Raw genomic sequence first — 13,724 nt, 5'->3', positions numbered from 1 at the left:
GTGCTGGGGCTACGGAGTGCGGGAGGGCTGTGGATAACGCTGAGGAGCGCCCGAAATGCCGTACACCGTCGCACTGCTCGCCGCCGCATCCGAGGAGCAGGGACCGGGCGACACGCTTCGGATCGTGCTGCTCGTCTCGATCGTCGGCGCCGCCCTGCTCGCCTGGTTCCTGCTGCGTGGATACGGCAACGACGACAACAACGACTGAGTCGGCGTGAGCGTGCCCGAGGCGCCCGCATACGATGTCGGCGACGTCTTCCTTCCGACTCCCGACGAAAAGGTCCCGCCGAAGATGAGCCTCACGAGCACCGCGCACCAGCTGGTCACTCTCGCCTCCGAAGGCGGCGAGTCCGGTGGTAACCACGAAAGCCTCAACCCGTACCTCACCGGCGGCGGTGCGTTCCTCGCGCTGCTGCTCCTGCTGTGGATCACCACCCGCTTCAACCGCGACCGCTGAGGCAGAGGCGTAGGGCGGTGCCAGTAGGGTCTGCACGCATGGGAGAGCAGGAAGTGCCTACCGGCCGCGGTAAACGCCGACTCGGCGTGATGGGCGGGACGTTTGACCCGATCCATCATGGACACCTGGTGGCGGCCAGTGAAGTGGCCGCCCATTTCCACCTCGACGAGGTCGTCTTCGTCCCGACCGGGCAGCCGTGGCAGAAGAGCCACAAGCAGGTCTCGCCGGCCGAGGACCGCTATCTGATGACGGTCATCGCCACGGCCTCGAACCCGCAGTTCTCCGTGAGCCGCCTGGAGATCGACCGTGACGGACCGACGTACACCATCGATACGCTGCGGGACCTGCGCGCGCTTCACGGTGACGCGGACCTCTTCTTCATCACCGGCGCCGACGCGCTTTCTCAGATCCTCACCTGGCGTGATGCGGAGGAGCTGTTCTCGCTCTCCCACTTCATCGGCGTGACCCGCCCGGGGCATGTGCTCACGGACGACGGACTGCCGGAGGGCGGCGTCTCCCTCGTGGAGGTTCCGGCGCTGGCCATCTCATCCACGGACTGCCGTGCGAGAGTCGCGCAGGGAGATCCGGTCTGGTATTTGGTGCCGGACGGAGTGGTCCGGTACATCGACAAGCGCCAGCTGTACCGCGGCGAATGAGCCACGGAGAGGGGCACCGGTGAACGACCGACAGAACCCGTACGACCCGTACTATCAGCAGCCTCAGATCGTCGGCTACGACGAGTACGGGCAGCCGGTGTATCAGCAGCCGGGACAGCAGCAGGGGCAGCAGCCGTACGACCCGTACGCGGAGCAGACCCAGCAGGGTCAGCAGACCCACCAGTCCCAGCAGCCCCAGCACGGTCAGCAGGGGCAGGGCAGCGATCAGGGCTACGGATACGACCCGTACGCCCAGCTGCCGCAGCAGCCCCAGCAGTACGACCCATACACTCCCCAGCAGCCGCAGGCCGCTCCGCAGCACCAGCCCGGGCAGCCCTCGCAGCCCCAGGGGCACGGCTACGACAGTGGCTACGGGGACTACGGCTACGACCCGGGCCGGCAGCAGCCCGCAGCGGCCGACACCAACATCCAGCAGTGGAGCATGCCGCAGCAGGGTGCCGCTCCCGCGATGGCCCCGCCCGAGCCCGAGCGGCCGTTCGAACCCGACCCGGAATCGGTCGTCCCCGGACAGCGCCGCGCCGCTCCCGACTACCGCACCGAACAGTTCTCGTTCATCGAGGAGCCCGACGAGGACTCCGAAGACGTCATCGACTGGCTGAAGTTCACCGAGAGCCGCAGCGAGCGGCGCGAAGAGGCACGGCGCCGCGGCCGCAACCGGATCGTTGCCCTGATAGTCGTCGCGGTGCTCATGGTGATCGGCGGCACGGGTTACCTCTGGGCCACCGACGGCATCCCCGGCCTCTCCGGATCGGACGAGCCGAAGGCAGCGGAGGCGGGTTCGCAGCAGCGGGACGTCATCGTGGTCCACCTCCACAACACCAAGAAGGGCGGCACCTCCACGGCGCTGCTCGTCGACAACGTCACGACAAAGCAGGGCACCACCGTCCTGCTGCCCAACTCGCTCGCCGTCGCCAACGACGACGGCTCGACCACCACACTCGGCAAGTCCGTCGACGACGACGGGTCCAGCGCGACGAGCGAGTCGATCGACACCCTGCTGGGCACCCGCATCAGCGGCACGTGGCGGCTCGACACTCCGTACCTGGAGAATCTGGTCGAGCTGGTCGGCAACGTCGAGGTCGACACCGATACCGATGTGCCCGACGCCCAGAAGGGTGCGTCGCCGCTGGTGAACAAGGGAGAGGGGCAGACGCTGAGCGGCCAGATGGCCGTCGCGTACGCCACCTACCGCGGCCCGGACGAGCCCGAGGCGAAGCAACTGCTGCGGTTCGGTCAGGTCATGCGGAGTGTTCTGCGCAAGCTCTCGGAGGACGCCAAGGCCGCGACGGTCACCGTGGAGACACTGGGGCAGATCCTCGACCCGTCCCTGCCCGAGCGGGACCTCGGAGCATCTCTCGCGAAGCTCGCCGGGCGCGCCAAGGTCGGCGACTACAAGACCGCTCTGCTGCCGGTCCAGCCCGACGGAACCCTCACCGAGAAGGCCACGGCCAGTGTGGTCAAGGACGTGCTCGGCGGGACGGTGAAGGCGCCGGACAAGGACGCGGCCGTCCGGGTGGGCATCAAGAACGCCACCGGGAACACGGATGCCCCTGAGAAGGCCAGAGTGCAGCTGGTCAACGGTGGCTATGCCTTCGTCGACGGCGGGAAGAGCGACCCGGCGGCATCGTCCACGGTCCTCTACAGGACAGCCGAGGACAAGGCGAAGGCGACCGAGGTCGCCAAGACGCTGGGACTGCCGACGAGCTCGGTACGCAAGGGCGAGCCCGCCGCGAACGCCGATGTGTCCGTCGTACTCGGCCAGAACTACACGGTCAAATAGCGAAGCACAGAGCGAAACGACGCGATCGAACGATCGTCGTAGGGGCTGTCGGCGGTCCGTGAGACCCTAGAGGTTGATCTGACCGCCGACGAAAGCCTGCATGTGACCGCCACGGACCGCTCCATCGAGCTCATCAACGCCGCCGCTCAGGCGGCCGCCGACCGGCTCGCGCACGACATCATCGCCTACGACGTCAGCGACGTGCTGTCGATCACCGACGCCTTCCTGCTGGCCTCGGCCCCCAACGACCGCCAGGTCAAGTCGATCGTCGACGAGATCGAGGAGCGGCTGCAGAAGGAGCTCGGCGTCAAGCCGGTGCGCCGCGAGGGAGACCGCGACGCCCGCTGGATCCTCCTCGACTACGTCGACATCGTGATCCACGTCCAGCACAGCGAGGAGCGTGTGTTCTACGCGCTCGAGCGCCTGTGGAAGGACTGCCCCGAGATCGGCCTCCCCGAGGACGCGATCAAGACCCGCGGCAAGGCCGCCGAGCACGCCCAGCTCAACGGTGTCCCGGAAGCCCAGCTCAACGGTGTCCCGGAAGGTGAGCAGCACTGAACGGCAGCAGCAGCGGCAGGGGCCGCAGGATCGTCCTCTGGCGTCACGGTCAGACGGCGTGGAATCTGGAGCGCCGTTTTCAGGGCTCCACGGACATCGAGCTCACCGAAGACGGCATCGGGCAGGCCCGTCGGGCCGCCCGGCTGCTCGCCTCGCTGAAGCCGGACGCGATTGTCGCCTCGGACCTGCGGAGGGCATCGGCCACAGCGGCTGAGCTCGCCGCGGTCACCGGTCTCGCGGTCGCGCACGACGCCGCGCTGCGCGAGACGTACGCGGGCGCCTGGCAGGGGCTCACGCACGAGGAGATCATCGGGCGGTACGCCGAGCAGTACGCCGCCTGGAAGCGCGGCGAGCCCGTGCGCCGGGGCGGCGGCGAGCTGGAGACCGAGGTCGCCGACCGGGCCGCCCCCGTGGTGCTCGAGCACGCCGACAAGCTGCCCGACGGCGGCACGCTCGTCGTGGCGAGTCACGGCGGCACGATCCGGACGACCATCGGCCGTCTGCTCGGCCTGGAGGCGCACCACTGGGAAGGACTCGGCGGTCTCTCGAACTGCTGCTGGTCCGTCCTCGGCGAGGGTGCGCGCGGCTGGCGTCTGCTCGAGCACAACGCCGGCACCCTGCCGGAACCGGTGCTGGGCGACGACGTGTGACGGCTGCCCGGAGGCCACCTCCGGGCGACGTCGGCCGGATTTCACTTTCTGGCTGGTCGCAGGCTAAAGTTCTTCTTGTTCGCAGCGCGGAAACGCGGGAAACAAAGCGAACAGCGGGGCTATAGCTCAGTTGGTAGAGCGCCTGCATGGCATGCAGGAGGTCAGGAGTTCAATTCTCCTTAGCTCCACAATCAAGATCCCGTCCCCGGTTTGGGGGCGGGATCTTTTCGTTGTCCGGAAGACCGGCTCCTCAGCGGGCTGACCCCCTTGCGGGGCCATGGCAGAATCGGAGCGCCGGAGGGGGCGACGGACCGATCGGGAGGGAGCGCGATGCCTGCGAGTCGCGAACAGGTCCCGGACCTGCCCGTCACGCCCGCCGCCAACTCTCGTTCCTGTTCCCCCGCTCCTCCCGCCTCGCCCCTTGATTCTTCTGCTGCCCCCACCTCCCGAGACCGAGATCTCCTTGGCTGTCCGTCCTGCGGTTCGTCCCAAGTGGCCCAGGTCCTGGGCGACAACGGCGGGGTTTCCTACGTGTGCACGGCCTGCGGCCACAGCTGGAGCTGACTGATGGGTGCACACAGGCGTAAGTGCGACTGGTGCGGCAGTGGTACGCCCATCGTCCGGGACATGGACCCGGTCAACCCGGACTACCAGTACTGGTGCGAGGAGTGCGCGCGGGCGCTGATCATAAAAGGCGACCCCATCGAGACCTACCGGGAGCTCGAGGGGGAGCCGATCTACGGGCGGCTCCTGGAGGAGCACTGCACCCTCAAGCGGTTCTACTCCTTCGCCACCGCCTGACCAGGAATCGGGCAAATCGGCCCAGAAGGGAAACGATTTGGTGGAGGACCGGGGGGACCGTGTAATGTTCTCGATGTCGCCAAGGGAAACCGGGCGGCAAGCAGCGAGGGGCTATAGCTCAGTTGGTAGAGCGCCTGCATGGCATGCAGGAGGTCAGGAGTTCAATTCTCCTTAGCTCCACAGTGAAAGAGCGGGTCATCCGGATCGGATGACCCGCTCTTTTGTCGTTCCCGCTCAACCGCGTCCGCTGCCCAGGGCCTTGCGTTGGGCGCCCGGCAGTGCGGGGCGCTCCATCGGTGCCTGCTCGATACGGAGCGCCAGTGCCGGGCAGCGTCGCACGGCCCGCTCGGCACGCCCTCGCAGATGCATCGGAACGGCGGCGTCCGCGAGCGCCGGATACCCGTCGGGGCCCAGCCGGATCAGCTCCGGAACGATGTCGGCGCACAGAGCGTGGCCCTGACAGAGCGTCCAGTCGACCGCCAGTTTCCCGCCACTCGGAATGGACTCCTCCAGATCCTGGTAGCCGGGTGCGGGCAGTGGCAGCACCCCGAGGGTGTCCCGGCCGCACCCGCCGTCCAGGACATGCGCGGCGAGGTCGTCGGTGAACGCGGAGAGCGTCGAGGACAGGAAGCGTGCCGAGCCGTCCGGGTGCTTGCACGCGCCCCGGCCCTTCACCGCCTGGGTCACCTCGCGCAACGCCGCCAGCGCAGCGGGTCCGCCACCGTTCAGCACGTCGGAGAGGCCGCCGGCGGCGGCGGGAAGCCCGAGCTTGCACGGCCCGCACTGGCCCGCGGTCTCGGCGGCCAGCCAGTTCGCGATGCGCAGCGACTCCCCGAGCGGACAGGTCCCGGGGGCGATCGGCAGGATCGCGCCGGCCCCGAGTGCGCCGCCCACCGCGGCGAGGGACCTGACGGAGACGACGGCATCGTGCGCGGCCTCCGCGTCGATCCAGTTGCCGTGATACCCGCCGGTCAGCACGCCCTGGGGCAGGGGCGGCGCACCGGCGAGCTGGAGGACGTACCGCAGGGGTACGCCGGTCGGCACCTCGATGACCATGGGGCGCGATACGGAGCCGGAGACGGTGAGCAGGACCGTGCCGGGCTCGTCGGGCAGCCCTGTGTGGCCGTAGCGACGGGGGCCGATCCGGGCGGCGACGGCGAGCTGGGCGTAGGTCTCCGCGTTCGACAGCAGCGTCGGGGCGCCGCCGACACCTGCCTCGGCGGCCCGCTCCCGGCGGCCCGGCGGCAGGGCAGGGCCGCCGCTCGCTGCCCGGATGACCGCCGAAGCCTCGCCCGAGACCATCCGCTCCGGGGTGCGCACCACCCGGGCCCGCAGCTGCTGCCCGCGTCTGTCGGACAGCCCGCGCTCGGCCAGGGCCGCCCGGACGGATATCTCCGTGGAGTTACGGGTGACCGCGACGACCAGGGTGCGCGCACCGAGGGCCTCGGCGGCCAGCAGTGCGCCGTCCAGGATGAGGTGCGGGGCGCGGTTGAGCAGCACGGTGTCCTTGCGGCAGGCGGGTTCGCCCTCGCTTCCGTTGATGACGACGACCGGTCGGACCCCGCGCCGGATGGACGCCTTCGCGACAGCGCGCAGCTTCCGACCGAACGGGAAGCCGGCACCGCCGCGGCCGCACAGGGAGATGGCTTCGGCCAGCTCGGCGAGGCGCTCGCCGGTCATCGGTTCGAGCGGCCCGTGCACCTTCAGATGCATGGTGAGGTCGAGCCGCTCCACCAGGTCGAAGCCGCTGGTCAGCTGGGGCAGGCCGACGACACGTACCTCGGGAACATCGGGGAGGGGGACGTTCACGGTCGGTCTCCAGCGGGTGCGTGCCAGGGTTCTCCGGCGGGTGGCGGATAGAGCGGCCCCGGCAGGGGGCCGGCGAGGCGGGCCGTATCGCCGGTGGCGCTGTACGGGGACGTGCCTTGCGGGGATGCGGTGTGCGGGGTTGCGCTGTACGGGGGTGCGGTGTGCGGGAAGGCGTCGTACGGGCCTTCCTGCGCGGGGGCGTAGGCGTGGCCGGGGTCCTGCGGGGGCCGGGCCGCCTGTGTGGGGGGTGCCGGGGACGGTGTGGGCCAGCGGCCACCCGGCTGGGCCGGTGGCGGCTCGGCGGAGAGGGAGACGGCCCGGTACGCGGCGGCGATCCCGGGTCCCTTGAGCGGCGCCTCCGCAGCCGGCGGCCCCCCGCCGAGCCGCTCGGAGCTGCGCGGCGGGGCCTCGTACAGGGGAGGGGAGGGCGCCGGGAGGGTCCGGGGGCGGACGGGAACGCCCCGCACCTCGCGGTCGGGATCGTTCCACATCGGCTCGAACCGTCCGGGAGCGTCGGGGGACGGTGCGCGTCCCGTTCCGGGCAGCGGGGCGGAGCGCACATCCGGATCCGGCTCGGCCGGCAGCGTATCGGGGCTGATCAGCGCGGTGATCCGGGCGGCGATCCGGCGCTTCGCCGGGGGCGGGAGCAGCCGCAGGCAGAGCGCCGCAGCCACCGCGAGCAGGCACAGGCCGTACATCACGACGACCCAGGTAGCGGCCGCCCGGCCGGCGTACAGGCCATGGATCAGTGCCGAGCACCAGGCGGGGTAGGCCAGCCCGTGCAGAGCGCGCCAGCGGCTCGCGAACCGGCCCCCGCTCAGGGGGGAGCGCAGCGAGTTCCCCAGCAGGCCGGTGGCGGGGGACGGGTGGGCGAAGGCGCTGCGCAGGGCGCCGGTCGCGGCGGCGACGATCATCAGGAGTCCGGCAAGCGAGCCGAAGCCGATGAGGCCGGCTGTGCCGCGCACGCCGAGGCCGAACGGTATGAGGGCACCTATGAGCGCCACGTGGCCGAGCGCCACCTTCACGGTGACGTGCAGCAGGAGGAAGCCGAGCGAGGCCACGGCGGTGGCCCGGTGGATGCCCTGGGCGAGCAGCCGCTGACGGGTGGAGAGGAACAACCGGTCGGTGGCCAGCAGGCCCCAGGCGACGGTAGCGGTGAGCGACACCAGGGAAAGGACGCCGGTGGTGAAGTCGAACGTGGCGCGCAAGTCGTCGCTCCCTGCGACGGCGAGCAGCGGGATGAGGACCAGCAGGGCGACAGTCAGTCCCCCTTGCATGGGGCGGCTCATTCCGGGGCTCATTGTGGGGGATGAGCGGATCTTGCGATGAGGGTTCATTGGGGCGACTCCGAATGGTTCGGCAAAGCGGTCCCGTTGCGGCATGCTAGGACGCTCCATACCGGCCAGTACGGGGATTGCACGGTTGCCCCGATAGAGGTAGGTACGCGGAGTAACCCCCGCTTCCCGGACGTTCCGTCCGTGCCTGCTGTCCAGGGACCGGCGGTACCCGGCCGGGCTCCGGGCCTGTGCGGTACCCTGACGCCATGCGTGCCGTACGCCTTCTGCTTAGCGAGCCGCGCTGATCACTCCCGACCGGTGAGAATGCCTGGTCGGACTCGGCGCGGCGTCCCCTCCTGTGCGAGGGGATTTTTCGTTTCCGTAGACGTGTCCGTAGACGTGGGCGCCGGCAGATGACGATCGATGGAGCTTTGAGGATCATGAGCGAGACGAATACCGCAGCCGAGACAGCTGCGCCGCACCGCTACACGGCGGCGATGGCCGCCGACATCGAGGCACGCTGGCAGGACTTCTGGGACGCCCAGGGGACGTACGAGGCGCCGAACCCGAGCGGTGACCTGGCGGGCGATCCGGAGCTGGCCGCCAAGCCGAAGAAGTTCATCATGGACATGTTCCCGTACCCCTCGGGTGCGGGTCTGCACGTGGGCCACCCGCTGGGTTACATCGCCACCGATGTCTACGCCCGCCACCAGCGCATGACCGGCCACAACGTCCTGCACACCCTGGGCTTCGACGCCTTCGGCCTGCCCGCGGAGCAGTACGCCGTGCAGACCGGGACGCACCCGCGGGCCTCCACCGAGGCCAACATGGAGAACATGAAGGTCCAGCTGCGCCGGCTGGGCCTGGGGCACGACAACCGCCGTTCGTTCGCGACGATCGAGGCGGAGTACTACAAGTGGACGCAGTGGATCTTCCTGCAGATCTTCAACTCCTGGTACGACAGCGAGGCCGACAGGGCCCGCCCGATCGCCGAGCTGGTCGCACAGTTCGAGAGCGGTTCGCGTGCCACCCCGGACGGCCGTGGCTGGAGCGCGCTGAACGCCGCCGAGCGCGCCGACGTCCTGGGCGATTACCGCCTGGCGTACGCCTCGGACGCGCCCGTCAACTGGTCCCCGGGGCTGGGCACCGTCCTGGCGAACGAAGAGGTGACGGCCGACGGCCGCTCCGAGCGCGGCAACTTCCCGGTCTTCAAGGCCAAGCTGCGCCAGTGGAACATGCGCATCACCGCCTACGCCGACCGGCTGCTGAACGACCTGGACGGGCTGGACTGGCCCGAGGCCATCAAGCTGCAGCAGCGCAACTGGATCGGCCGCTCGGAAGGCGCGCGGGTCGACTTCCCGGTCGACGGCGCCGGTGCCGTCACCGTGTTCACCACCCGCCAGGACACCCTGTTCGGTGCCACCTACATGGTGCTGGCGCCCGAGCACGAGCTGGTCGAGCGGATCATCCCCGCCGCGTGGCCCGAGGGCACGCACCCGGTGTGGACGGGTGGTCACGCCAGCCCGGCCGAGGCCGTCACCGCGTACCGCAAGCAGGCCGCCGCCAAGTCGGACGTGGAGCGGCAGGCCGAGGCCAAGGACAAGACCGGTGTCTTCACCGGCGCCTACGCGACCAACCCGGTCAGCGGCGACAAGGTGCCCGTCTTCATCGCCGACTACGTCCTGATGGGCTATGGCACCGGCGCGATCATGGCCGTACCGGCGCACGACGCGCGCGACTTCGCCTTCGCGCGCGCCTTCGAGCTGCCGATGCGCTGTGTCGTCGAGCCCTCGGACGACCGCGGCACGGACACCACGACCTGGGACGACGCCTTCGCCTCGTACGAGGCGAAGCTGGTCAACTCGGCGAACGACGAGATCTCGCTGGACGGTCTGGGTGTGGTCGACGCGAAGGCGAAGATCACCGAGTGGCTGAAGGAGCACGGCGTCGGTGAGGGCACCGTCAACTTCCGGCTGCGCGACTGGCTGTTCAGCCGTCAGCGCTACTGGGGCGAGCCCTTCCCGATCGTGTACGACGAGGAGGGCATCGCCCACCCGCTGCCCGAGTCGATGCTGCCCCTGGAGCTGCCGGAGGTCGAGGACTACTCGCCGCGCACCTTCGACCCCGAGGACGCCGACACCCAGCCCGAGACCCCGCTGTCCCGCAACGCCGACTGGGTCAACGTCACGCTGGATCTGGGTGACGGCAACGGTCCGAAGAAGTACCGCCGCGAGACCAACACCATGCCCAACTGGGCGGGCTCCTGCTGGTACGAGCTGCGCTACCTGGACCCGAACAACGGCGAGAAGCTGGTCGACCCCGCGATCGAGCAGTACTGGATGGGCCCGCGCGAGGGGCAGCCGACCGGCGGCGTCGACCTGTACGTCGGCGGTGCCGAGCACGCCGTGCTGCACCTGCTGTACGCCCGCTTCTGGTCCAAGGTGCTGCACGACCTGGGACACATCTCGTCCGTCGAGCCGTTCCACAAGCTGTACAACCAGGGCATGATCCAGGCGTTCGTCTACCGCGACAGCCGCGGCATCGCGGTCCCGGCCGCCGAGGTCGAGGAGCGCGACGGGGCGTACTACTACGAGGGCGAGAAGGTCAGCCGCGTCCTGGGCAAGATGGGCAAGTCCCTGAAGAACGCCGTGACGCCCGACGAGATCTGCGGCGAGTACGGGGCGGACACGCTGCGTCTGTACGAGATGGCGATGGGTCCCCTGGACGTCTCGCGCCCCTGGGACACGCGTGCCGTGGTCGGCCAGTACCGCCTGCTGCAGCGGCTGTGGCGCAACGTCGTGGACGAGGAGACCGGCGAGGTCACCGTCGTGGACACGGAGCCCGGTGAGGACACACTGCGTGCGCTGCACAAGGCCATCGACGGGGTCGGCCAGGACATGGCGGGCATGCGGTTCAACACTGCCATCGCCAAGGTCACCGAGCTGAACAACCACCTGACCAAGGCCGGCGGCCCGCTGTCGCGGTCCGTCGCCGAGTCGCTGGTGCTGCTGGTGGCGCCGCTGGCGCCGCACGTGGCGGAGGAGCTGTGGCGCCGACTGGGCCACACGGAGTCCGTCGTGCACCAGGACTTCCCGGTCGCCGACCCGGCGTACGTCGTGGACGAGACCGTGACCTGCGTCGTGCAGATCAAGGGCAAGGTCAAGGCCCGCCTGGAGATCTCGCCGTCGATCACGGACGAGGAACTGGAAGCGCTGGCACTGGCCGACGAAGGCGTCGTCGCGGCGCTGGGCGGGGCAGGCATCCGCAAGGTGATCGTGCGCGCACCGAAGCTGGTCAACATCGTCCCTGCGTGACGGTCGGGGCTTTCCCCTACGGGCAGGTTGGGGGTTCCGTTGGAACCCCTGGCCTGCCTGTTCCGTTTACGGTAGGAGTGGCGACCGGCACACCGGCAGCCGAATCGGACATCGAGGGGCGCTCATGGAAGCCGTGATCACGATTCTGGCGCTGCTCTTCGTCGCGTTCGTGGCGTTGGGCGTGTACGCGGGCATCAAGGTCGTCGGCGCCGCGCGGCGCGGAGTGGACCGTACGATCACGCAGGCACGCCGCACCGTGGAGGAGACCACGCTCCGGGCGAAGAGCTACGGGCAGCCGGGTGTGCCGGGCGAGCTGGCACAACTGCGGCTCACGCTGCGTACGTCGATGCGGGCCACGCAGGACGCGTTGCACGCCGGGGTGGCGGAGGACGCGTCCCTCTCGGAGTCGCTGGGGCTGTTCGAGCGGCTGAGTGTGCACGGCCGTGAGCTCGACGACGAACTGAAGCGGCTGGAGCGCGAACCGGACCGGACGACGGTGGCTTCGCTGCTGCCGGGCCTGAAGGAACGCACCGAGCGGATCACGCACTCGGCGGAGTCGCTGCGGTGGGCGGCGCGCGACCGGGCCCGGCAGTTCGCCGACGACGACTTGGACACGCTGAACGCGCAGATCGACGTGGAGGCGGGGGCGCTGCGGCACTGGACGGTGGAGGAGCCGTCGATGCCGACGCAGACGCCGATGCAGCCGTCGACGCAGGCGCAGACGCAGACGCCGACGCGGGCGCGGCACGGTGATGGCGAGGGGGGTCGGCCCGGTGCGTCCGGACCGGGCGGTGCGGACGCGCCGCAGGCGATCGCGGCCGCGGACCCGAGGCGCGCGGCCGACTACCCGTGGCAGAAGTCGGCAAGGCCGGAAACGACCAACTGATCGACCAACTGATCGAGCAACTGAACGGGTCGGCCCAGGTCGGCCGCGCTGTGGGCGGCTTCTGGACGGTGCGAAGTCCTGGGGCCGGGCTGCTGCACCCCCACCCCGGAAGGTAACCTCCGGCTCATGTCCCGCCATGTCGCGATCGTCACCGATTCAACGGCCTACCTGCCGCCCGAGACGATGGAACGGCACGGCATCATCACGGTGCCGCTGACCGTCGTCCTGGGTGATCAGGCTCTGGAGGAGGGCACGGAGATCTCGGCCCGCTCGCTGGCCGCCGCGCTGCAGAAGCGCCGCTCCGTGACGACGTCCCGGCCCAGTCCCGAAGTTTTCGCCGCCGCGTACCGCGCAGCGGCCGAGGCCGGGGCGACGGCCATTGTGTCCCTGCATCTGTCGGCCGAGATCTCGGGGACGTACGACTCCGCGCTGCTCGCCTCCAAGGACGCACCCGTGCCCGTACGTGTGGTGGACACCGGCATGGTCGCCATGGCCCTGGGGTTCTGTGCTCTGTCCGCGGCGGAGACCGCTGAGGCGGGCGGCAGCCTGGACGATGCGGTCTCCGCCGCGGAGAAGCGGGCGGCGGCCACATCCGCTTATTTCTATGTCGACACGCTGGACTATCTGCGCCGGGGCGGTCGCATCGGCGCCGCACAGGCGCTGCTGGGGTCCGCGCTCGCCGTGAAGCCGCTGCTACAGCTGGACGGCGGCCGGATCGAGCTGCTGGAGAAGGTACGGACGGCCTCGAAGGCGATCGCCCGGCTGGAGGAGCTTGTGGTGGAGCGGGCGGGGGCGGGTGCCGTGGACATCGCCGTGCACCATCTGACCGCCCCGGACCGGGCGGAACGGCTGGCCGAGCGGCTGCGTGAGCGGGTGCCGGGCCTGGTGGATCTGCATGTCAGCGAGGTGGGTGCGGTGATCGGGGCGCACACCGGGCCGGGGCTGCTCGGAGCGGTGATCTCGCCGCGGTGATCTCGCCGCGCTGATCTCACTGCGCTGGTCTCACTGCGCTGGTCTCACTGCGCTGAACTCGCCATGCTGAACTCACTCCGGCGGGTGAGGGAGTTATCCACAACTACATGGTTTTCCACCGGAATTGAGGGTGCTCGGCAGGTTCGGGCAGATATGCCTAACGTCATGAGGCATGGCCCTCCGATCGCTTCACGCAGCCCGTTCCGTCTCTCTGTCTCCGGACTCGTCCCCAGACCCGCAGACAGGTCCGCACGCGGGTCCGTCCCCATCCTCTGAATCCTCTGACGTGGCTCTGTCCCCTGACGCGCGCCCCGGCTCGCGCGCGGGGCGTCGGCCGGCCGGTGGGGCCGGTCGTGGGCCCGGACGCGGTGCGGCCGGGGCGGGCGTGGGGCCCGGTGCTCGCCACGGTGCTCGCCATGGGCGGCGGCGGTCGGCGCGCGGGCGAGCGGCGGCTGTCGCGGCGGCTTCGCGGCGGAGGGCGGACGAGCTGATGGCGGGGTCGTACGGCGCTACCGCCGGGCCGTCCTCGCCGTCCGTCCCCGC

At 70.0% G+C, this 13,724-nt stretch carries 12 protein-coding genes and 2 tRNA genes; 12 read left to right on the top strand and 2 right to left on the bottom strand.

Going from position 1 to position 13,724, the window contains the following annotated elements; all coding sequences use genetic code 11:
* Positions 1–55: 55 nt before the first annotated feature.
* The 9 genes from ACFT7S_RS21335 to ACFT7S_RS21295 all read left to right on the top strand — a co-directional run bounded on the left by ACFT7S_RS21335 (position 56) and on the right by ACFT7S_RS21295 (position 5,103).
* A complete protein-coding gene (locus ACFT7S_RS21335; protein ID WP_382734178.1) occupies positions 56–208 on the top strand; it encodes a hypothetical protein in 153 nt (50 codons plus the stop codon).
* Positions 209–214: 6 nt separating this feature from the next.
* A complete protein-coding gene (locus ACFT7S_RS21330) occupies positions 215–457 on the top strand; it encodes a hypothetical protein (RefSeq protein WP_382734277.1) in 243 nt (80 codons plus the stop codon).
* 38 nt (positions 458–495) lie between these two features.
* Positions 496–1,113 carry a nicotinate-nucleotide adenylyltransferase gene (gene nadD, locus ACFT7S_RS21325; protein WP_382734175.1) on the top strand — a complete coding sequence of 206 codons (618 nt, stop codon included), beginning with the start codon at positions 496–498 and terminating at the stop codon, positions 1,111–1,113.
* Positions 1,114–1,132: 19 nt separating this feature from the next.
* Positions 1,133–2,914: an LCP family protein gene (locus ACFT7S_RS21320; RefSeq protein ID WP_382734172.1), complete on the top strand. Its 1,782-nt coding sequence runs from the start codon at positions 1,133–1,135 to the stop codon at positions 2,912–2,914.
* A gap of 102 nt (positions 2,915–3,016) precedes the next feature.
* On the top strand, positions 3,017–3,472 hold the full coding sequence (rsfS, locus tag ACFT7S_RS21315; protein WP_382734169.1) for a ribosome silencing factor: 456 nt from the start codon (positions 3,017–3,019) through the stop codon (positions 3,470–3,472).
* Positions 3,469–4,122 carry a histidine phosphatase family protein gene (locus tag ACFT7S_RS21310; protein WP_382734267.1) on the top strand — a complete coding sequence of 218 codons (654 nt, stop codon included), beginning with the start codon at positions 3,469–3,471 and terminating at the stop codon, positions 4,120–4,122. The genes rsfS and ACFT7S_RS21310 overlap by 4 nt, the downstream gene beginning before the upstream one ends.
* A 115-nt stretch (positions 4,123–4,237) precedes the next feature.
* Positions 4,238–4,310: transfer RNA gene (locus tag ACFT7S_RS21305), tRNA-Ala, on the top strand.
* Between the two features lie 379 nt (positions 4,311–4,689).
* The gene (locus tag ACFT7S_RS21300; protein WP_124268198.1) at positions 4,690–4,923 is read left to right on the top strand and encodes a hypothetical protein; all 234 of its coding nucleotides are present in this window, start codon (positions 4,690–4,692) and stop codon (positions 4,921–4,923) included.
* Positions 4,924–5,030: 107 nt separating this feature from the next.
* Positions 5,031–5,103: transfer RNA gene (locus ACFT7S_RS21295), tRNA-Ala, on the top strand.
* Between the two features lie 54 nt (positions 5,104–5,157).
* Here ACFT7S_RS21295 and ACFT7S_RS21290 read toward each other — a convergent pair.
* Positions 5,158–6,732: an NADH-ubiquinone oxidoreductase-F iron-sulfur binding region domain-containing protein gene (locus tag ACFT7S_RS21290; RefSeq protein ID WP_382734166.1), complete on the bottom strand. Its 1,575-nt coding sequence runs from the start codon at positions 6,730–6,732 to the stop codon at positions 5,158–5,160.
* Complete coding sequence (locus ACFT7S_RS21285; protein ID WP_382734163.1) at positions 6,729–8,009, bottom strand: hypothetical protein; 1,281 nt, start codon at positions 8,007–8,009, stop codon at positions 6,729–6,731. The genes ACFT7S_RS21290 and ACFT7S_RS21285 overlap by 4 nt, the downstream gene beginning before the upstream one ends.
* Before the next feature lie 440 nt (positions 8,010–8,449).
* On the opposite strand from ACFT7S_RS21285, the gene leuS reads away from it, so the two are divergent.
* From leuS to ACFT7S_RS21270, 3 genes are all read left to right on the top strand, one after another.
* Positions 8,450–11,323 carry a leucine--tRNA ligase gene (gene leuS / locus ACFT7S_RS21280; protein WP_382734160.1) on the top strand — a complete coding sequence of 958 codons (2,874 nt, stop codon included), beginning with the start codon at positions 8,450–8,452 and terminating at the stop codon, positions 11,321–11,323.
* A 124-nt stretch (positions 11,324–11,447) separates the two neighbouring features.
* Positions 11,448–12,209, top strand: coding sequence for a hypothetical protein (locus ACFT7S_RS21275; RefSeq protein ID WP_382734158.1), 762 nt, complete (start codon positions 11,448–11,450; stop codon positions 12,207–12,209).
* 126 nt (positions 12,210–12,335) lie between these two features.
* The gene (locus ACFT7S_RS21270) at positions 12,336–13,181 is read left to right on the top strand and encodes a DegV family protein (RefSeq protein ID WP_382734156.1); all 846 of its coding nucleotides are present in this window, start codon (positions 12,336–12,338) and stop codon (positions 13,179–13,181) included.
* The last annotated feature ends 543 nt before the right edge of the window (positions 13,182–13,724 follow it).

Source organism: Streptomyces sp. NPDC057136 (assembly GCF_042670885.1).
Classification (GTDB): Bacteria; Actinomycetota; Actinomycetes; order Streptomycetales; family Streptomycetaceae; genus Streptomyces.
Note: the sequence above shows the minus strand (reverse complement) of the source record. Positions and strands in the feature narration are given on the sequence as shown.